The sequence below is a fragment of the Gemmatimonadaceae bacterium genome (genome assembly GCA_019637445.1).
GTDB lineage: Bacteria > Gemmatimonadota > Gemmatimonadetes > Gemmatimonadales > Gemmatimonadaceae > Pseudogemmatithrix.
Genome location: JAHBVS010000002.1, coordinates 569410 through 588711 on the forward strand (window position 1 = coordinate 569410; position 19302 = coordinate 588711).

The 19302-nt window shown below is 65.7% G+C and carries 23 protein-coding genes; all 23 read left to right on the plus strand.

The features are described 5' to 3' along the window. Positions 1–236: 236 nt before the first annotated feature. The 23 genes from KF709_12605 (at position 237) to KF709_12715 (ending at position 18643) form a co-directional block, all read left to right on the plus strand. On the plus strand, positions 237–1541 hold the full coding sequence (locus tag KF709_12605) for a type II/IV secretion system protein (GenBank protein MBX3175248.1): 1305 nt from the start codon (positions 237–239) through the stop codon (positions 1539–1541). After that, entirely contained in the window at positions 1504–1977 is a 474-nt protein-coding gene (gene gspG / locus KF709_12610) for a type II secretion system major pseudopilin GspG (GenBank protein MBX3175249.1), read from the plus strand. Before KF709_12605 ends, gspG begins: the two co-directional genes overlap by 38 nt. Beyond that, positions 1953–3167: a type II secretion system F family protein gene (locus KF709_12615; GenBank protein MBX3175250.1), complete on the plus strand. Its 1215-nt coding sequence runs from the start codon at positions 1953–1955 to the stop codon at positions 3165–3167. The genes gspG and KF709_12615 overlap by 25 nt, the downstream gene beginning before the upstream one ends. 31 nt (positions 3168–3198) lie before the next feature. Further along, positions 3199–3453 carry a hypothetical protein gene (locus tag KF709_12620; protein ID MBX3175251.1) on the plus strand — a complete coding sequence of 85 codons (255 nt, stop codon included), beginning with the start codon at positions 3199–3201 and terminating at the stop codon, positions 3451–3453. A 2-nt stretch (positions 3454–3455) separates the two neighbouring features. After that, positions 3456–3800: a hypothetical protein gene (locus KF709_12625; GenBank protein ID MBX3175252.1), complete on the plus strand. Its 345-nt coding sequence runs from the start codon at positions 3456–3458 to the stop codon at positions 3798–3800. Then, on the plus strand, positions 3797–4327 hold the full coding sequence (locus tag KF709_12630) for a hypothetical protein (protein MBX3175253.1): 531 nt from the start codon (positions 3797–3799) through the stop codon (positions 4325–4327). Before KF709_12625 ends, KF709_12630 begins: the two co-directional genes overlap by 4 nt. 41 nt (positions 4328–4368) lie before the next feature. Then, positions 4369–5247, plus strand: a complete 879-nt coding sequence (locus tag KF709_12635) for a general secretion pathway protein GspK (protein ID MBX3175254.1) — start codon at positions 4369–4371, stop codon at positions 5245–5247. 596 nt (positions 5248–5843) lie between these two features. Further along, complete coding sequence (locus tag KF709_12640; GenBank protein MBX3175255.1) at positions 5844–6419, plus strand: hypothetical protein; 576 nt, start codon at positions 5844–5846, stop codon at positions 6417–6419. Continuing rightward, on the plus strand, positions 6409–6984 hold the full coding sequence (locus KF709_12645) for a hypothetical protein (protein ID MBX3175256.1): 576 nt from the start codon (positions 6409–6411) through the stop codon (positions 6982–6984). The genes KF709_12640 and KF709_12645 overlap by 11 nt, the downstream gene beginning before the upstream one ends. Before the next feature lie 625 nt (positions 6985–7609). Next, on the plus strand, positions 7610–8878 hold the full coding sequence (locus tag KF709_12650; protein MBX3175257.1) for a hypothetical protein: 1269 nt from the start codon (positions 7610–7612) through the stop codon (positions 8876–8878). A 45-nt stretch (positions 8879–8923) separates the two neighbouring features. Beyond that, positions 8924–9505 carry a hypothetical protein gene (locus KF709_12655; protein MBX3175258.1) on the plus strand — a complete coding sequence of 194 codons (582 nt, stop codon included), beginning with the start codon at positions 8924–8926 and terminating at the stop codon, positions 9503–9505. A 1228-nt stretch (positions 9506–10733) separates the two neighbouring features. Beyond that, the gene (locus KF709_12660) at positions 10734–11150 is read left to right on the plus strand and encodes a hypothetical protein (protein MBX3175259.1); all 417 of its coding nucleotides are present in this window, start codon (positions 10734–10736) and stop codon (positions 11148–11150) included. A gap of 504 nt (positions 11151–11654) precedes the next feature. Further along, positions 11655–11885 (plus strand): hypothetical protein, encoded by a 231-nt coding sequence (locus KF709_12665; protein ID MBX3175260.1) that lies wholly within the window; start codon positions 11655–11657, stop codon positions 11883–11885. Then, the gene (locus KF709_12670; protein MBX3175261.1) at positions 11882–12475 is read left to right on the plus strand and encodes a hypothetical protein; all 594 of its coding nucleotides are present in this window, start codon (positions 11882–11884) and stop codon (positions 12473–12475) included. Before KF709_12665 ends, KF709_12670 begins: the two co-directional genes overlap by 4 nt. 89 nt (positions 12476–12564) lie before the next feature. Beyond that, a complete protein-coding gene (locus tag KF709_12675) occupies positions 12565–13020 on the plus strand; it encodes a DUF4329 domain-containing protein (GenBank protein ID MBX3175262.1) in 456 nt (151 codons plus the stop codon). A gap of 31 nt (positions 13021–13051) precedes the next feature. Further along, entirely contained in the window at positions 13052–13414 is a 363-nt protein-coding gene (locus tag KF709_12680; protein ID MBX3175263.1) for a hypothetical protein, read from the plus strand. Between the two features lie 74 nt (positions 13415–13488). Continuing rightward, entirely contained in the window at positions 13489–14016 is a 528-nt protein-coding gene (locus KF709_12685; protein ID MBX3175264.1) for a hypothetical protein, read from the plus strand. A 576-nt stretch (positions 14017–14592) separates the two neighbouring features. Continuing rightward, positions 14593–15108, plus strand: a complete 516-nt coding sequence (locus KF709_12690) for a hypothetical protein (protein ID MBX3175265.1) — start codon at positions 14593–14595, stop codon at positions 15106–15108. Positions 15109–15134: 26 nt separating this feature from the next. Further along, the gene (locus KF709_12695; GenBank protein ID MBX3175266.1) at positions 15135–15665 is read left to right on the plus strand and encodes a hypothetical protein; all 531 of its coding nucleotides are present in this window, start codon (positions 15135–15137) and stop codon (positions 15663–15665) included. Positions 15666–15777: 112 nt separating this feature from the next. After that, entirely contained in the window at positions 15778–16350 is a 573-nt protein-coding gene (locus tag KF709_12700; protein MBX3175267.1) for a hypothetical protein, read from the plus strand. Between the two features lie 119 nt (positions 16351–16469). Next, positions 16470–16955, plus strand: a complete 486-nt coding sequence (locus KF709_12705) for a DUF416 family protein (protein ID MBX3175268.1) — start codon at positions 16470–16472, stop codon at positions 16953–16955. Positions 16956–17070: 115 nt separating this feature from the next. After that, positions 17071–17652, plus strand: a complete 582-nt coding sequence (locus KF709_12710; GenBank protein ID MBX3175269.1) for a hypothetical protein — start codon at positions 17071–17073, stop codon at positions 17650–17652. Positions 17653–18094: 442 nt separating this feature from the next. Then, on the plus strand, positions 18095–18643 hold the full coding sequence (locus KF709_12715; GenBank protein ID MBX3175270.1) for a peptidoglycan DD-metalloendopeptidase family protein: 549 nt from the start codon (positions 18095–18097) through the stop codon (positions 18641–18643). The last annotated feature ends 659 nt before the right edge of the window (positions 18644–19302 follow it).

The window sequence follows — 19302 nt, forward strand, 5'->3', positions numbered from 1 at the left end:
AGACGGTGAGACCGCGACCGCAGCGAACGGCAGTGAGTTCTCTCTAGCCGCACACACAAGACGAGCGACCTAATAGGCTACCGCCACGCGGCACACTTCGTGCACTTCCGAGGGTCGTGCCGACTGCACCTAACCATACCTCTGATTCCCAATTCGAGGCCCACGCCATCGCGCGTGAGTACTTGGTTGCGCATCGCGTCTGCCCCTTAAACATCGAGCCAGACGGAGCCCTCGCAGTGGCAGCGACCAGGGCCGCGAGCCTCGACTCGCTGGACGAGATCGGCGTCGAGTTCGGTCGCGAGGTCTGCGCCCGCGAAGTTGACGATGCGGAACTCGACCGCCTGATCGAGCAGTACGCCGCGAGCCTCCAGTCGGAAACCCACAGGGCCTCGACCGGCGCCGCGCAGGGTGCCGCAACCGACGTTCGCGATCAGGTCGAGGCGGCGCCCGTCGTGCGCTACGTCAACCTCCTGCTGCGCTTCGCCATCGACCAGCGGGCGAGCGATGTGCACCTTGAACTCGGCCCCGAACAGCTTGCCGTTCGTGTACGCGTGGATGGATCGCTGCGGCCGGCGCCGGACGCGCCGCCGCACTTCAGCAAGGCCGTCGTATCGCGCGTGAAGCTGCTGGCGGACCTCGACATCTCTGACGTGGCGCGGCCGCAGGACGGAAGAATGCGAATCCGCCTGGACGACCGCGACTTGGACATCCGCGTCGGCACGCTGCCGAGCATGTTCGGCGAGAGTGTCGTCCTCCGAGTGCTCGATCGCGGGTCTGGTCCCGGAGAACTGCGTCAACTGGGAATGCCTCCGGAGATCGAGACGCGCGTTCGGCGAATCGTTGAGCGGCCTCACGGCCTGCTCCTCGTAACGGGACCCACAGGCAGCGGCAAGACTTCCACGCTCTACTCGGCGCTCCGGCTCCGCGACGCCAGTCGGGAGAAGCTGGTCACTGTGGAAGATCCCGTGGAGTATCGGCTGGCCGGAGTCACCCAGGTTCCGGTGAACCGGTCGCAGGGCGTCACCTTCGCCGCGGCCCTGCGGTCAATCCTTCGTCAGGATCCAGACGTGATCCTGGTTGGCGAGATGCGCGATGCAGAAACCGCCGCGCTGGCGGTTCAGGCCGCACTCACCGGCCATCTCGTGCTGTCGACCTTGCATACGAACGATGCGGTGGCAGCGGTGCCGCGCCTGCTTGACCTCGGCGTGCCACCCTACCTGATCGCCGCCACGCTGCTTGCCGTGGTCGGTCAGCGGCTGGTTCGCCGCCCGTGCCCGTCCTGCCACGGAACGACGCGCAAGGGCAGCTCCCGCTGTACCGCCTGCGCCGGCTCCGGATATCAGGGTCGCATTGGCCTCTTCGAGCTCTTGGAGCCTGACGATCGCTTTCGCGAGCGCATTTCGTCGCAGGCGAGCGTCTCAACGCTCCGCGAACTCGCGAAGCAAGTCGGATACGAACCACTCACGGTCGACGGAGAGCGCAAGGTCTCAAACGGGCAGACAACTGCCGAGGAGGTGCAGCGTGTCGCCATGGCGGAGTAGGGCGCGCCCCGGTTTCACGTTGGTCGAACTGCTGGTGGTCATCGCCATCATCGCAACGCTCGCGAGCGTTGTCGCACCAAGCCTCTTCCGGAATGTGGGCGACGCGCGCGCGAGCGCAGCGAAGGCACAGATCCAGACGCTCGCGCTGGCGCTCGATACGTATCGACTCGATGCGTTCACCTACCCCACGAGCGCGCAAGGACTGCAGGCGCTGCGCGCAGACCCCGGTCCGGTGGGGGCCGGCTCCCGCTGGCGCGGGCCCTACCTGCAACAGGAGGTCCCGTTGGATCCTTGGGGCCGGCCCTTCCTCTACCGCTCCCCGGGGGTCGTGAACACCTCCTCCTATGACTTGTATTCTCTCGGGCGGGACGGTCTCGTCGGTGGGGAGGGCGAGGATGCCGATGTCACCTCGTGGAACGGCTCGGTGGATCGCTGATGCAGGCCGCGGCGGCGTTTCGGTACACCGCGCTCCTGCCCTCAGGGGAACGCTGCAGCGGCGTCGTTCGGGCGCCGAACGAGGGAGCCGCCCGCGCGCGCCTCGCCGCGATGGGGACGTTGCCTGTTTCCCTCGTCCCCACGGACGCAGCGGACCTGCGGCGCGAGATGCCTGGCAGCGATGGCGCCGTCGGGCTGCGGCTGCTCGCGGACCTACTGGCGTCAGGACTTCCGATCGAGGCAGCATTGGAGACGCTTGGCGCGCTTGCTCCGGCGACCTGGCTGGAGGCTCTTCCGGCCCTTCTCCAGGCCATCCGTGAGGGCGAGACGCTGGCGTCGGCCCTGACCCAGATGCCGAGGCCACTGGCGAGTTCTCTGATCGGTATCGTGCAGGCGGGCGAGGCCGCCGGATCGCTCGGCCCGTCGCTAATGCGAGCCGCCACGTACGCCGAGTCTCAGCAGGCGCGCGCCAAGGCACTGCGCGCGGCCCTGGCCTATCCAAGCATCGTCCTTGGGGTGGGCGTCGTCACCCTCGCGGTGCTCGTCCTCGCGGTGATCCCGCGATTTGCTTCGCTGCTTCTAGACATGGGTGCTCGGGTTCCTCGAGGCCTCGCGCTGCTCCTTGGCGCGGCGGACTTTCTGCGGTCGTACGGCGCCGTCGTCGTCATCGGTGCGGTCCTGCTGCTCGCGGCAGGTGAGCGACTGCTGAGGTCGCCCCAGCGCCGACGCCAGCTGCAGCGCCTGCTGCTCGCCGCGCCGATAGTCGGCCCGGTCATTCGCGCATCGCTTGATGCACGACTACTGGAGACGGTTGGGTCTGCGGTGGACGCTGGCGTTCCCCTTCGCAGAGCTCTCGAGATTGCCATCGACGCCGAGCGGCACCTGGAGCTCAGGCATCGGCTCGCCGCTGCGCGGGAGGCGGTGCTCGAGGGGCAGAGTCTTGGGCGCGCGTTTGAGCGATTCCACGTGATCGGTCCGGTGGCACTGACGCTGGTGGCCGCCGGCGAGCGCACGGGGCGCGTGTCTGTCTTCTGCCTGCGTGCCGCTGCGGTTCAGGCCGATGAGGCCGAGCGGCGCATTCGCGCGGCGCTTCGCTTCCTTGAGCCGGGTCTCATCCTTGGGCTGGCGCTGGTCGTCGGGCTAGTCTCGTCCGCACTACTTCAGGCTGTGTATGCGGTACGACCGCAGTAAGACCGCGCGCCGCAGGCGCGGAGCCACGCTCGTGGAACTCGTTGTTGTCCTGCTAGTGCTTGGTCTCGTTCTGAGCTTGGTGACGCTGTCAATACCGGAAGCCTCGGGGCGCACTGATCACTCGGTGCGCGCCCAGTTGGAGGGAGATGCGCTGGCGAGCGGCCGGCCCCGCTCTGCGCTGATGGGCGACTCTTCGACGCCGACGCTCATCACAGCCTATCCTGACGGCTTTGTTGTGACGGACTCTCTGGTCGGGCTGGGGCTGATCCCGGAGCCGACTCGATGAACATGCGCACGACGAGAAGCGGCGCGGCGCTGATCGAGGCCTTGGTCGCCATCGCGATCTTCGGTACTGCGGCTGTCGGCTGGATGGTGTTGGCGCGACAGTCCGGCCGTGCTGTCGTTGCCTTCGGTGCGCACGATCGGCTGATCCGCGAAGCCGATTCTGCGTTGGCGTTTGCGGCTGCAGCACCGCCCGACAGCCTGCTCGCCTTCGCAGCTGGCAGGCAATTCGGCCGTGTGGTTGTGCGCAGCCACGAGCTTGCTGGAGGCCTCGTGCGTCTCGACGTGGCTAGTGAGGATGGCTTGGCATTGCTCTCAACCATCGTGCTGCCTGAACGAGGCGGCGAATGAAGGACCGCCGCAGCGGGTTCACCGTTCTCGAGCTGGCGATTGCACTGTCGCTCACGGCCATGTTGCTCTTGACTGCCGTGACCTCGCTCGACGGTCTTCGCCGACTCACGACGGTCACGCAGCAACGCGCGGTGCAACTCAGCGAGTTCGCGATCGGATACCACGTGCTCCGCGACCTGCTGGGTACGACGCAGGTCGGGCTGGCAAAGTCCGACCGGTTCTCCGGTGATTCGCGCAGTGTCTCCGTCCTTGCGCTGTGCCGCACAGCCGGCGGATGGCGCGAGCGCTGCCGCGCCTCGATCAGCCTATCTCCGAATGGCGAGCACACGCGGGTGTCGTGGAGCAGCGGCCGCGGGACGCCGCAGGGCCTGTTTGACGTCGCCGGCATCGCTGAGTTCCGATTCAGCGATCCGGGTGGCGCCGGTGCTGGCTGGCAGTCGTCCTGGGGCACCGGCACGGCTGCGCCCCGCCTTGTGGCTCTGGTCGCCTCCAGCGACACCATGTTCTTCAGCGTCGGCAGTCGATGAAGCGCCGCAGCCGCCGGAGAGCAGGCGCCGCTTTGGTCACGGTGCTCTGGGTGGTCTCGATGATGGCCGTTGCGACGGCAGCGGCGGTCAGTGATGCACGTCGGTTCACGGACGCGTCGTCAAGCCGGGACCTCTTGCTGGCTGCTCATTGGGAGCTTCGCGGGTGCCTCGCCGTCGTCAGAGCCGAACTGCACGTCGCGCTGCGGGACGGCGCTTCACTTGAAGCTGCCGTCCGGCGCGTTGCTGATGGGCGCGGGGCGCCGACGCTTCGAGCTGCGCGGACCTGCGATGTGTCGTTCCAGCCTGGCGGGGTCTCGCTTCCACACGACCTGCAGGACGAGTTCGCGCTCGCCACGTATTTCAATGTGCTTGGGTACGGGTCGCGATCGGTCGACTTTCGGGATGCACTGTTGGACTGGACCGACACGGACGAGCGGCCGCGGGCGCGAGGGGCAGAGAGAAGCTGGTACCGTCGCGCCGGTCGAGTGGGGCCGAGGAATGCAGCTGCGGCCTCGGTTGCTGAGTTGCGCCTCGTCGCGGGCTTGGAGCTGCTTCCGGACAGTGTGTTGGAAGGCCTCATCGCTCGCGATGCGTACGTGAGCCTGAACCACGCGCCGCAAGCAGTGATCGAGGCGCTTCCGGGAATTGGGCCGCGGCTAGCCGCCCGGGTGGTGGCACGGCGCCTCAGCGGGCGACCGTTGAGAAGCGCGCTGGAGCTTGAAGAGCTGGTTGCGCCCCAGGAGCGAGAGGAGCTTGAACGAGCGTGGCCCGCCCTCCTCGCCGTCGCGGTCGCAGCGCCGGAATCCTGGTTGATCCGAATGAGAATCCCGGGAGTGGGCGGACGTGCCGATGTACAGGCAAGCGCACGCGTCGTGCTGTCAGGGCACGGCACTCACGTTCTCGAGTGGGTTCCCGAATGAGTGCTCCCGCTCTGGCGCTCACCGTTCGCGCGCAGCACCTCTGCGCGGCGGCCTTCCGAGATGGTTCGCCCACGGCGCACTGGGCGGCGAGTCACCACTTCCGCTCTACCGAGGAGCTGGAAACGGCGGCGACGAACCTCTTGAGGAACGCTGCCACGCAGATCGGCAAAGGCTTCGAGGTTCTGCTCTCGGTCGGGCCCAACTACAGCCGCCTCAAGCGCGTCGAGCACGTGCCGGCGACCGTCATGGATACGGAGCTCAGCACCGCCCTCAGCGAGAACCGCGCCCGGTTCTTTCTCGGGCCTGCGGCCCAGTGGAGCCTCTTGGGCTGGCGCCGTCACGAGGGACAGCTCTGGGTGGGCGTCGTCGATCCGGCGGTGCTTGAGGCCGTCCTCGGAGCCGCGAATCGCGTTCGCGTTGCTGTCCGCGTGTGCGTTCCAGCGGTCTGCGCAGTGGCTGCGGTCTCTCCGGACGGCGCACTCGAGTGGAGTGACGGTACCAGAGTCTCCGCCATCGTTGTTCGGGGCGGGCGCGTTACGCGCATTCAAGCACTCCGGCAGGTATCGGCGGAGATTGACGGGTCCACGGAGGTCGGAATGGACGACCTGCGCGGAATCGCAAGCGCCGTCGCGATCGGAGCGCCGTGCAAGTTTCCGGCGAAGGAGCGCCGGCGCAATCGCAGGGAGCGCTTCGTTCGCTCCGCTGCGACTGCGGCTTCGGTGGTACTGCTTGGAGTGGCCGCGGTGGGCCCTTATGCCTGGCACACAGCGCGGGTGCGCGCAGCGGCTACCTCGCGCTCACTGATCGCCGACTCTGTGGACTACGCCATCCGCGCAGCGGCAGGTGCACGGGCCGAACGCGAAGACCTTGAGGCGATCTCGTCGTTCCTTTCGAGTTCCGAGGAGCGGCGGCTCGCGATGCTCGCGTTCGTCGAAGCGCTCCCAAGCGGTGCGGCCCTGGCCGCGTTGCGAGTAGACGCGACCGGGGTGACAGCGACCGTCGTGGCCCCTGAGTCCTTGGACGTCCTCGACGCGATCGCGCGATCCACTGCCTTGCAGGACGTAGTGCCCATCGGTGGGTTGAGCAGCGAATCTCGGGACGGAGCGCGCTTCCAGCGAGTCGTCGTCACCGCGCGCCGCAGTCTCGGCAGCGAGGGAACCGATGAGCCGTGAACGTCGAGTGTTGGCCCTTGGTGCCGCTGCGATCGCACTCATCGTCGGTCTGGGCCGCGGCCTCCCGCGGTTGCTCGCCATGGAGCGTACGGCGAAAGCAGATGCGCTACGACTGATGAATGCGCTCGAGACCGAGAAGGCGTTGCTCGCTGAGCACTCCGCTCGACCTACCGTCGCCGCGTCCGCAGATGAACTCGTCGCGCTTCGTCATCGCCTAGTGCGCGCCTCCTCGCCCCTCGCTGCAGCCGCGCTGGTCCAACGCGACCTTGCAGCGGCGGCTCGCGTGGCGGGGATTGAACTGACGGGATCGTCAGCGGATGCCGACCCCGCGTTCCTCAATCGGATCGACACGGTTGGCGTCCAGCTCACGGCTCTCGGTTCGGCAAGTCGCTTGGCGCATTGGCTAGTGTTGCTGACTCCGAAGGACGCTCTGGTGCGCGTTCGGGAGCTCACCATCACACAGTCCGACGTTCACATCGCTGCGTCCGCCGAAGCCGTGCTGCACATCTCCGTCGTCGTTGAGGCACTGGTGGTCGCCGAGTCTGAGCGCGAGGCCGGCCAGTGAGAAGCGCCTACCGCAAGCCGGCTATCGGCGCGCTCATCTGCCTTATTGCCGCTTCGCTCAGGATGTGGAGCGCCGTTTCGGAGGGCGGCCTTGGTATCGATCGCCCCGCGGAGTCCAAGGAGCGTGTTGACAGCACACGTGCAGAGGCCGGACCCTGGATCCGCGGCCGCGATCCGTTTCGCCTCAGTCCACAGGTGTCTGCGTCAGAGCAGGAGGACGCGGACGCCGGGCCGCCGCGGTCGGACTTCGACCTGACCGTGCTTGCCGTCGCCGGCGGCTCGCCCTGGCGCGCCGTTGTGCGGTCCCAGTCGCTCGGGATCACCTCCCGGGTCGTGTCAGTCGGTGATTCGATCGGCCCCGCCGTCGTCGAGATCATCTCAGGCAAAGGCGTGGTGCTGCGGGGTCGAGATAGCACCCGAGCGGTCCCAATCGTGCGGAGGGGCCTGTGAGGCTTCGATCCCTGTGTTGTCTCGTGCTCGTGACGGCGAGCCGCCTTGGAGCGCAGGCCCAGGCTCCGGACAGTGTTGAAGTACAGTTGCAGGGCGTGGAGCTCTCAAAGGCGGTTCAGCTCTTGGGTTCGTACCTAACGCGCCCAGTGCTTTTCGTTGGGCAAAGCAATGCGTCGGTGACGCTCGAGACACCGGCGCCGATTGCCCGCGGTGACGTGCTCCGCCTGCTGCGCGGCCTCGTGGAGTCGCACGGTTTCGAGTTGGTGGATGACTCCGCATCAGGACTGTACCGCGTCCGGCCGCGACCTCCAGCGCCGCCGCCGCAGCTGCAGCCGCCCTCAAGCCCACAGCGGACGGGTCTCCCCGAGCTCTTTGTGATTCCCTTGCGCCACGCGAGGGCCTCGGACGTGGCGCAGACCGTCAATGCGCTCTACGGACGGTCAAGTTCCGGAGGCGCCGCCGCTCCCTTGGTGTCCACCTTGGGCGACGAGCTTCGTGGGAATCTGGTGGCGCCAGTTGGCGAACTGACGCCGCCGTCGAGCGGATTCGCGCAGCCGCGAGCCGCGGCCCTGTCGGGGGAGCTGATTGTCGTACCTGACGCGCGCGGAAACAGTCTCCTAGTGCGTGCGAATCGCGCGGACTACGATCTCGTACTCGCCGTGGTTGAGCGCATCGACGTGCGACCGCTGCAGGTCATCATCGAGGTGCTGATCGCAGAGGTGCGTCGGGATCGGTCGCTCGGCATCTCGGTCGACGGACAGGTGGCCGACGTCCCGGTCGGAAACCGGGGGACGACGGCCACCGCCGGTCTCGAGGGCCAGGGGCTCGGTGACTTCGCGCTCAAAGTGATGGGAATCGGCGGCATCAACGCCGATGCCACCCTGAACCTCGCGGCACAGCGCGGCGAAGTGCGCATTCTCAGTCGACCCGTGCTGCTCGCCACGAACAACCAGCAGTCGTCCATCGTCATCGGCAGCCAGCGTCCGTTCGTGCAGGTGCAGCGCGCGCTGCCGACCGATAACGCGTCACGAGACCAGATCGTGCAGTACAAGGAGGTGGGTACGAAGCTCACCGTACAGCCATCGATCAGCGTCGATGGCGCGGTGCAGCTTGACGTGCTCCAAGAGGTGAGTAGCGCCACAGCCGAAACTGCATTCAACGCGCCCGTGATCTCCACGCGAAGCATTCAGACGCAGCTGCTCGTGCGCGATGGCCAGACCGTCGTGTTGGGTGGTCTGGCTGATCGCCAGCGAGACGTCGCGCAGCGTGGACTGCCGTTCCTTAGCGCGATTCCACTGCTCGGGGGGCTCTTCGGCTCGGCGGAGCGTCGAACAACAGAAACCGAGTTGTTTGTGTTTCTCACGCCTCGTGTGATTCGCACGGACGATGATGCAATGCGGCTGAGTGCTCCTTATGAGGAACGCGCCAGCAGTCGCCAGCCTTGAGGGCGCAGGTCTGCTTGCGAAGGTGGCGCGAGACGGGCCAGTTTGTTGGGCCCCGCCACGCAGCGCGACCCGATTGGGCTGGCGGGTGGGGTCAACCAGTACGGATATGTGGGCGGGGATCCGGTCAACTTCTCGGATCCGTTTGGGCTGTGCGAGAAGCCCAATGAGAATGGGAAGTGCCCCGGTGGTCTGTCGGTTCGCCAATGGCGACAGGTCGAATATGCAGCGGAGAACAACATGAGCGCCGAGGCAGCGGGTGCGGTGCGAGGGCTTCTTCACAGCGGCAATATCAGCCCCAGTGATGGGGAGCGACCACTGCCGTCCAACGCGGCGGGAGGCGTCTCGAGGTCCGAGCAAGGGACGGTTGTGATCAACGTGAACTTCTCGGGTGATCTCGTTAAGGACGTCCATTACTCGGGCAGCGTGTTCGATGCGCCTGCCATCATGCTCGCAGAGACTTTGATGCACGAGACCAAACATGTGATAGACCTCAAGAGCATGGACGCTTCCCAGAAGGCTGCTGTGTTCACGAAGGACAGCCCGGAGAACAGGGCTCACGAGGCCGCGGCGGAGAAGTACGCGCGCGACAATGCGTGCAACAAGGCGGCGGGCTGGCCATGCAAGTGATTAGCCGTGGGTGGTCCAGTCTAGAGTGGCTGCGCAGTCGCGCTGTGAAGATCTGTGTCCTCTTCCTTGTGGCGATACTGCTGGCCGCAGCTGCGAGTTGCCGACCATTTCGAGGCGGCTCGCCTGCGGGAATCGCACCGTCGGTAGCAGCGAATCGAGGGGCCGCCGCGAGAGTGGCAGGCTGCTACAGGCTGGCGGCCGGACCGTGGGACACGGACTCCGCTTCGCATGCAGGGCTGTCACCGATCCTGAGACTTCAGCTGACCGTGGATACTGTGTATGCCGGTGCGGGCCGCTATATCGAGGTATTCGCGGTGCGAGATGGAGACGGAAATCGCACGCCAGACTTAGAAATTTGGTACCCGGCGAGCGCGTCCGGTGATTCCATCGTGGTCACTGGCCGGGGCCTCCGAAGTGGGTACACACTTCGCGCTTCGCGCTCCGCCACGGGATTCTCCGGCCTCATGTCATACGTTATGGACTTGGGTCCTAGGGCCTCGCGCGCCCCAGCTCAGATGACGCGGATAGACTGCAGCCCCGGCTAAGTGCGACGAAGGCGCGAAAGCGTTAGGCCGATTGGGGGCCTCCGCTGAGCAACCAACACGTTGCTCTCCATTGTAGCATTACCGCTATAGCCGGCTCGGCGGATACGATGAGCCGGTCCGGGCCCCGCCACGCAGCGCGACCCGATCGGGCTGGCGGGCGGGGTCAACCAGTATGGGTATGTAGGTGGGGATCCGGTCAACTTCTCGGATCCGTTTGGGGAGAAGGTTGTCTTCAAGGGCGAGGCCGCCAGAGCTCTGTGGAATCAGCTAGTGCAGGCGGCGAATGCCGCCGCGAAGTCCGAGGACGCAGATATCGCAGCGAACGGCCGCGCGTTGCAGCAGATGTTGGCATTTATCGACACGTCGCGGACGGTACTTACGATTGACGTGAAGAGGCGCTCCGGTCTCAAGAACTTCCTTGACGGAGGTGGATTCACCAGGGTTCAGGTTCAAGGTGCGGGAGTTGGTGCTCGTACGGCGCTTGACCAAGCTCACATCAGTCAACGCTGGGGAATCTCGGGAGTCGCCGGTCTAGCCCACGAGGTCGGTCATGCGTTTGGATACATGACCGGGCAGGAGCCGGACGAGAACGATACGAGCGCACTTACAGCGGAGAACGCAGTCCGCGGGCTCGAGCGGTGCAGGAACTTCCGTCCATCACATAACTCGCTACCTCCGTGCCGATGACCTTCTCAGTACGCGTGGCCGCCGCCGCGTTGTCCGCTCTTATTGTCGTAGCGGTCGTTCTCGACCCGTACTCGTGGAACTTGAACGGATCGGACGCGCGTCAGCCAGCGCCTGCCATACAGCTTTTCGGGGCGCTCGGGAGCATCGCGCTCCAAGTGCTGGCGGCAACGCTCACCCTTCGTGGCGCGTTCGCGGTCTCAGCGAGGGTAGCCGCTGCTGAGATCGCGGTGGCAGCCGGTGCTCTCGCGTACCTTCTTTGGCGCGACGGATATCGTCGCTTTGAATGGGGCCTTGGGGCACAAGACTTTGTTTGGCTCATCGCGTTGGCGTTTGCGGCCAGAATACTTCTGAACGTTGCGCTTAGACTCTTGTCCAGTGGCGAGACTGAGCCTTCAGCACGCGAGTCGCGCTGAGTGGCTAGGGGTTTGCTGCATTCCATCACTGAGGCTTCTGTCCGATCCTCTCGAAGCGCACGCAATCGCAGGTTGGCGATGCACGAACACAGGGGCGGACCTGATGTGCCTTCACTGCGCCAAGGCCGGAGCCTGACGGAGTACTCGAGTCGCGGCCTGGCTGAACCGGCCCCGATTCTTCGGCGGCTCGGCTAGTTGACTCCCACGGCCGCGCGTGTGGCGTGGTCCCTAGCGATGCGGCGCTGCGTACTCGGCGACCTCCAGTCCCCTCCACAGGCCGCTGGCCCGTGCCGTGTTCGTGTTCGCGAGTGTCACGCGAGTCTGGGGAACGTCTGCGCATGGCTCCGACCGCCCGCGATTAGGAGCCGCCGGCCATACGGGGCCGTTCACGGTGGCGCTTCCCACGGTTGTTCGGGCAAGGACGTCAGCGCCTCGTCGGCCACCTCACATCTCCCGCGGCGTGAGGCACCCACTGGCGGTACATTCAGGAGGTATATTCAGGAAATGGGCACGCACCCCACCACCGAGCAGGCGCAGAGCTGGATGCGCCAGTGGCGAGCCGCCGCGCCGGCCCTTGCCCGCGTACGCGCCGCCGAGCTCGCGACGGTTGACGTTGTGGTCGTCGCTGAGGAGTTGGAGGGGGCCCTCGACGCGCGCATGCGCATGGAGCCTCCCCCGCCATCCTCTGGGCTCGTCGAGCAGCAGCGGGTGTTCGCGCGCGCCCGCCGGGGGTGAGATCCCTCCTGCAGGCCGGTGCGCGCGTCCAGGCGCGGCTGCGGGCCCGGGGATGGCCGTTCTGCTTCATCGGCGGGGTCGCCAACTTCCGCTGGGGCACCCCCCGCCTGACCAACGACCTCGACCTCACCGTCCTGACGGGGTTCGGGGGCGAAGGCCCGGTGATCGCCGGGCTCTTGGAGGATTTCGAACCGCGCATCTCGGACGCCGCGGAGTTCGCGACGCGGCACCGAGTCGCGCTGCTACGGACGCCTGACGGATTCGCGATTGACATCGCCCTGGGGGCGATGCCGTTCGAGGCGGCGACCATCGAACGCGCGACGGACGGCGAGCTGGCGGAGGGCGCGGTGCTCAGGACCTGCTCCGCGACCGACCTCGTCGTCCACAAGGCCTTCGCGGCGCGCCCACAGGACTGGGCCGACATCGAGGGCGTCCTGCTGCGCCAGCGCGGGCGTCTCGACTGGCCTCAGCTGTGGACGGATCTCACCGACCTCGCGTCGTTGAAGGGGGAACCGGAGTTGCTCGAGGAACTGGAGCGTGTCGCGCGGCGCGTGGAGGCGGTCATCGGTCCCTTTGAGAGGGCAAGATAGGATAACCGCTTTGGCGTTGGTGCCCTTCAGGCCCCGCCACGCAGCGCGACCCGATCGGGCTGGCGGGTGGGGTCAATCAGTACGGGTACGTGGGCGGAGATCCAGTCAACTTCTCGGATCCGTTCGGATTGTGCCCGACCAAGGAAGGCCTGTTGAATCGGCTGCTGGGGCGGACCACTCCAGCGTGCAAGAGTCGCGACGAGGCCGCGACCAAGGCGCTCGATGCAGTCCCGACCGGTGGCTGGCGCGAGCGCTGCGGAGAGATCGTTCGGGCGGACGACGGCTATCGCTATACTCCGTCTCGGCCAGGCGATGCAATACGCTGCGGCATCAAGACCGGGACAGAGGGATACGAGGGAGCGTATCACACCCACCCCGACCCGCGACCTGACACGGAGCCCGAGGAGTTCTCGGATGGGGATGGCGAGCTCGCGGACAAGACGGAGAAGCCGGTGTACGTGAAGACGCCTTCGGGAAAGATCAAGCGGAAGGACCCGGATCCTGACAAGAAGGCGAAGGGCTCCGAGAAGACGATCCGCCCGTGAATCGAGAGCTCAGTCCAGGAGAGTAGCCACCATGCGCAGACTTCTTGTTGCAGGCGCCGCCCTGCTCGTTGCCACGGCAAGCGCGTGCGCGCCAGAACCGGCTCGGTTTGCCGACGTCCCGGGTTCGACGGTCGAGCGGGACGGGCGACGGCTCTTCGTACCTGACAGCGGAATCGTCCGCGATTCCGCGACGGCCGCCGCGATCGGCGCGGTTTACATCGCCTCCATCTATGGTTCCAGCATCCTCGAGGCGCAGCGTCCGCTGCGCGTGACGCGCGATGGCGGCGACTGGGTCATCCGCGGTACCCTCCCGCCGGATCACGTCGGCGGAACTGCGACCGTGCGCCTATCGAGATCTGCCGGCACGGTTCTCGAGCTCCGCCATGGGTTGTAGGTTCGAGTGTAACTGAGAGAGAGGTCAAAGGCGCCGCGCGACGAGCGCGCAACGGGTGGCGGCTGCTGGCGTAGCTGGGCCCCGCCACGCAGCGCGACCCGATCGGGCTGGCGGGTGGGGTCAATCAGTATGGCTATGTCGGTGGGGATCCGGTCAACTTCTCTGATCCGTTTGGGCTGTGTCCGGTGCCAGCGGACAAGTGTCCTCCCGGTACCTTCGCGGCGGTAGGCGCTGCGATTGGGGCCCTCGTCGGCGGAACGACCGGAGGAGGAACCGGACTCGTGGCTGGCCCCGGAGCCGTGGTGGCGGTTCCGGTGTTATCGGCTGCGGGAGCGCTCAAGGGGGCTGCGGTTGGGGCTTACGTCGGCAGCGCGGTCGATGCGCTCGTGCTCCTCTCGAAGGGCGAGTCAGCTGCGATTGGACAGGCGATCACTGAGGTGATGGGTGCCGCAGCGAACACCGCCGAGAACCGACGATGCGTCGGTGACTACCTCGAGGAGTGCAAGGCGGACGGCGACACCGGGACCAAGAACGAGCGGGGTGACTTCACGTGGCGCGAGCTGGTCAACAAGGTGCGCGAGTACTTCAACCAACCCGAGTAACAGATGTCACGACTCGAAGGCCCTGAGCGGCACGACTCGCCCCACGAGGGTCTCGTACGCGCGGTAGCGACGATGGCCGGACAGCGGGTTCTTGAATGGCGCGGGGGCTATGCCGATAGTGGCAGCTTGCACATCGGGAAGCAATTGATGAGAGATGGGCCGAGAAGGCGCGCGCGTGGAGAATGGGTGCTCACGATCTGGGCAGCTCCCGTGAGAGTTGAGGACACCAATGAGTCAAATGCAGCCCTGACTCGTCCGCCGCTTCAGCTGGAGCAGCTCAACATTGGACGACTCAGCGGACAGTCGATTGAGGAGGCAGGAGTGCTCGCAGATGGCACCGTGTGGCTTCGAATCGGCCAGTCGACGAAGCTGATCGTACTTGCGGATGCCCAGGTGCCCGAGAATGAGGACCAGTGGACGCTTGAGACCCCAAATGTGGGATCTTTTGTCGTTCGAGCCGGACCGCGATTTCAGGTAGAGTAGACGGGCCGCGGCGGGCAGCGCGGACGCTGTGGGCAGGTCCCAATTGGGCAGTATTCGAGAGATTGACCGTGCCCCGCCACGCAGCGCGACCCGATCGGGCTGGCGGGTGGAGTCAATCAGTATGGGTATGTGGGTGGGGACCCGGTCAACTTCTCGGATCCGTTTGGGCTGTGGCCCCTCGCAGCTTGCGCTGCCAACCCGGTAGCGTGCCTTACAACGTTGGTCAGCGTAGGTTCTCGCGCTTGGGGAGTGGCAAGGTTCGTCGGCAGAATCTTCAAGGCGGCCCAAAGCGCGAACGAGGAGGCCAGTCAGCGCACGGACGACGCGGTTGCGGGGCTGGATGGTGAAGGCGAAGTCTCAGAAGGCAGCAGAGTTCGAAACGTCGATCGTACTGGCGAAGGACTCAGCGCAAACGACGAGCTCGATGCACTTGCGGATCGCCTCGGAGAGGAGGTACGGACGTCGCGGGATGGGGAGACGCGCTACGTCAACTTGCCGGATGGTGGCACGGCCTCTGCGCGCCCGACGTCAAAGAGCACCGGCGGCCCGACAGTGCAGGTGAACCGTCCTGGCAAGAAAACGACGAAGATTCGCCATGATCGTCCTTGACCGCTGATCACACGGCCCCCCACGCTATGCCAATCCCCAATTCCGGCAAAGTATCCGAAATCCTTGACGGGTCTGCGATTGACCGACGGTCGTTCCGGCCAGCGGGATGGCACTTTGCCGTTCTGCCGGTCGGGCTTCAGCTGGACGAGAGAACGCGCCTCGTCCTTGGCGCTGCAGCGCAGTCGGGCCAGTCCACCGTCGCCTATGTATTCGGCTGCCGCTCCGAGTTTGAGGATCAGCCTTCTCTCGAGATCGGAGACCTGTCCGACCTAGAGCGGATCTCGTTCTCTACCGTTCTGGGTCACATCGACACGGCCGTTGTGGCCGCGTCGTCGAGATGGGCTGCCCTTTGCTCGCCCGAGGGATTCGCACTCATCGGGGCGGAAGCCGAGGTCATAGATCAGCTCGAGGAGGCCTGGGGTGGGAGAACGGCACTGCGGGCCGAAGTGATCACCGGCGTCGACGAGAATCTGATTGGCTGGGGGGCGCCGATTCGACACCTGATGCAGCACCTTTTCGGGCAGGTGGGTTGGCCGTTGCACCCGGGTTGGCCATGAGGCTAAAGAACCGAAGGCCGAACCGTGAGTCACAGCCGTTTCCATCTGGGACTGATACTCTACGAGGCCTCTTTGGGCGGCGCTCCTAGGCCCCGCCACGCAGCGCGACCCGATCGGGCTGGCGGGTGGGGTCAACCAGTATGGGTACGTGGGCGGGGATCCGGTCAACTTCTCGGATCCGTTTGGGCTGTGTGGCGAGAAGGCTGGAGAGGTTGAGGTCAATGGCAAGTGCCTCGATGCGAAGGCCGCCATCGGGGTCGTCGTGGGAGCGGCAATGGGTGCGATCGGCCGCGGCTTGGGTATGTTGCGCCAGGCCGCTGCCTCGCGCCGGGCGGCCCAAGCGGCTTCACTTGCGGACGACGTCTCCGAGGTGCACGGTGCACTTGATCCAGTGGCACAGTCGATGAGGACGACGGCGGTTCTCGAAACGAATGGAGGGCGAATTGCGGCGGGTGGAGCTCGCGACTTGACCCCTGCACAGCGTGGGGCGGCGGCCTCTCGGGGCCTTCAGACCGCCGCCGCACCGGGCGTCCACGCGGAGCAGACCGCCCTCCAAGCGGCCTTCCGGGCTGGGTTCAAGCCAGACGCGCTCGCCGTGTCACGACCGATGTGCAGCAACTGCCAGGCAGCGGTGACTGCGAGTGGTGGACAGGTGACCAGCCCTACCACTGCAGTGTGGCCATAGGGGACTGAAACGAAATGGAGACTCGCGATCACGAGCAGGCGCTACTACGTCTCCTCGCGGGGGCTGACCGATCGGTGCGTGTTGGATTCGCCGTAATCTGTGCTGACCGGGTGATGGCAATGACACCTGACTTGACACCAGAAACGGTCTCTCGCGAAGCGTCTCGGTCAGTCGAGTTGGCATGGGAATCGGTGGTCGGACGATCAGCCACACTTGCGGAAGTCCAAGAACAGCTGGCCCGATTGGCGAGTCTTGTCGCACCCGACGATTCCAGCGATGGTGCCGAGCGGACGCTTGGAGCTCAGGAGGCGGTCGAAGCGGCGCTCCACGCACTAAGTCAGGCAGCGGACCCAGACCCATCGCATGCTGTTTGGGCGGCTCGCGGTGTGACGGACGCGGTTGACCGCCGCCTTCAGCAAGATCGCTCTCCGGGGCTCCTCACGGCCGACGATCAGCGTGACCTCGGAAGCAACCCTGCGATTCGCAGTGAGATGGTGATGCAACGTGACGTTCTTGAACGGCTGCGCGCGGCTGCGGGCCAAGTAGAGGCAATGACTGCGGTTCGGAACGAGGCGGCAGGCAGACCCCCGCGTCGTCGCGAATAGCTGACCGAGCACTTGCCGTGCCGCTCTGGATTGCCTCGAACGAGCGGGGCAATCGTCGGCTGTCGCCGGTGCGGCTCAATCCGAGGTCGAATGACGCTGCGAACAAGGGGAGCGACTGTCTCGCGGCGCAGGCCCCGCCACGCAGCGCGACCCGATCGGGCTGGCGGGTGGGGTCAATCAGTACGGGTATGTGGGTGGGGATCCGGTCAACTTCTCGGATCCGTTCGGGCTCGACTGCGTTGGCCCTGATGGCGTCCGCCGCCCCTGTACCGTCACGTGGTCGACCTCAGAGAGTCCAGCGCCGAACCCGAACGTGTCGGCCAAGACCATGCGGGTCGTCCAGGAAGTGGCCGACGCAGCGGGCTATGACCTCGTGCTGTCCAGCGGACTGCGGCCGGGAGATGGCCCACACCACGGCACCGGCAACGCGGTCGACATCTCGAAGATCGGCGGACTGGACGTGGGAGATGGATCACGAATGAATCCCCTTGCCGCAAAGCAGATCGAGGCGGTGCAGAAGGCCGCGAACGCACACGCCGACGTCCGCGAGAACTTCGGCCCCGCCGGGCTGTTCAAGGCCGATGGCACCGGCAAGCCGAAGTCCAACTACCAAGACGGCTCCCCGAAGCGCGTGAAGCTACAGAAGGACCACATGGATCATGTCCACCTCAGCACGCAGCCCAATGACGAGCGTTGAGCGGATCTTCCTAGCGCTGCTTGTAGCAGCTGCAGCTTGCTCACCCCGGCCTGCGTCGACGGCGCGATTTCCCCGTTGCGACGGCGCCGACGGTGTCCCCGATACATTCCGGTTCGCGGATCTGAGCCGTTCGCCCGAGACGGGCGACGTGTCTGGTTCGCTCCTGGCCCTGTGGCAAGAAGCCGACGGCAAGTGGTCGGGATACCTTCGGCTCGCCCGTGGAGAACTCGCCGGCCCCCGTCCACTAGACTTGTTGGCCGTGGAGAGCGGTGACTCAAGTGTTCGCTTCGCCGAGGGCACCGGCGGTTCGCGCCGAGAGTTTCACGGGAAGGTTGGCTGTGACTCCCTGTGGGGCATGGAGACTCTATTTGGAGGTGCTGATAGCGTCTTCAGGGTGAGGCATCGAGTGCGTTAGCTGTGCCCCGCCACGCAGCGCGACCCGATCGGGCTGGCGGGTGGGGTCAACCAGTATGGGTATGTCGGTGGGGATCCGGTCAACTTCTCGGATCCGTTTGGGCTTGACTGCAAGGATTCCAGTGGGAACCGAGTCCCCTGTCCGCCCCTCTCTGGGACGCTCAAGCTTGCTCGGCTCGTCGGATCGGAGAGCACCCGCGGAAGTGGGTTCGTCCAGCGCACGCGTGAGGACGGATCAAAGTATCAGCACCAAGGTGTTGACCTCGAGGCAGCACCCGGGAGCGACGTATTCGCCATGTTTGACGGTGTCGTGACGAGAGCGGTTGGGGAAGAAGACGGCAACGCCGCTGGCTTGCGCGTCACGATCAAGTCGGATGCCGACGGGAGCGAGACAACCTCGTACTGGCATCTGAGTTCAGTGGATGTGGTTGTTGGCCAACGGGTCACAGGAGGACAGAAGATTGGAAGCAGTGGGACTTCTGGAAACGCCGACCCCGCGGTCTCCGGGCGACGACCTCACCTGCATGCGCGGCGACAAGTGAACGGTCAGGATGTAGACCCGGAGGTGCCCCAATGATTCGTCTTCTGACCTTGCTACGTTCGCCCACGCACTTCGCGTCAGAGGCGTTCGCCGTCATCACAGCCGCTTTGTCAGCCGCTCTTCTTGCGGGGTGCTCACCCTCGAAAGATGCCGAGCAAGCACGTGCTGACTCGTTTAGTTGCTCGACCGAGCAACGAGCACCACTTTGGCTGCGCACTCGCAACACGGAGCCGCAGCCTGACGATCCTAGCCAGCTCTCGTTAGCACAAACTACCGTGCTGTCGTTGGAGCGAATCGACTTGGATTGTGACGGCATCGAGGACCTGGTGGCGCAGACAAGCGAACTAGATGGGCTGGGCAGGTCGCGCCTATGGATCACAGGTTTCTTGCGAGATTCGGCAAGTTGGAGGCTCGTTCTCCGAGACCCGTCGGTCGTGGACGGATACGAAGGCGTCGCTCTCGCCGCAGACCTGAACTCGGATGGTATGTCGGATGTGCTCTTCCTCGGTCAAGACGAAGGCGGCGTGGTACCACACCTGATGCGGTCGACTCGGGAGAGGATGTACGAGCGCGTCCGAATTCCTAGCGGCTATCGGTTGCGGAACGAGACGGAGTGGGGCGCCTCCTGCTGGAGTCGTCTCGCGCCTGCACTAGCTGACGGCCGGCAGCTGCGATTGGCCAGAGAGACTATCTCG

What these genes read in the sequence shown, in the direction of transcription:
- KF709_12625 (MBX3175252.1), top strand. Translation starts at nt 3,456, where the DNA reads ATGCGCACGACGAGAAGCGGCGCGGCGCTGATCGAGGCCTTGGTCGCC.
- KF709_12630 (MBX3175253.1), top strand. Translation starts at nt 3,797, where the DNA reads ATGAAGGACCGCCGCAGCGGGTTCACCGTTCTCGAGCTGGCGATTGCA.
- KF709_12640 (MBX3175255.1), top strand. Translation starts at nt 5,844, where the DNA reads ATGGACGACCTGCGCGGAATCGCAAGCGCCGTCGCGATCGGAGCGCCG.
- KF709_12645 (MBX3175256.1), top strand. Translation starts at nt 6,409, where the DNA reads ATGAGCCGTGAACGTCGAGTGTTGGCCCTTGGTGCCGCTGCGATCGCA.
- KF709_12660 (MBX3175259.1), top strand. Translation starts at nt 10,734, where the DNA reads ATGACCTTCTCAGTACGCGTGGCCGCCGCCGCGTTGTCCGCTCTTATT.
- KF709_12665 (MBX3175260.1), top strand. Translation starts at nt 11,655, where the DNA reads ATGGGCACGCACCCCACCACCGAGCAGGCGCAGAGCTGGATGCGCCAG.
- KF709_12680 (MBX3175263.1), top strand. Translation starts at nt 13,052, where the DNA reads ATGCGCAGACTTCTTGTTGCAGGCGCCGCCCTGCTCGTTGCCACGGCA.
- KF709_12695 (MBX3175266.1), top strand. Translation starts at nt 15,135, where the DNA reads ATGCCAATCCCCAATTCCGGCAAAGTATCCGAAATCCTTGACGGGTCT.
- KF709_12705 (MBX3175268.1), top strand. Translation starts at nt 16,470, where the DNA reads ATGACACCTGACTTGACACCAGAAACGGTCTCTCGCGAAGCGTCTCGG.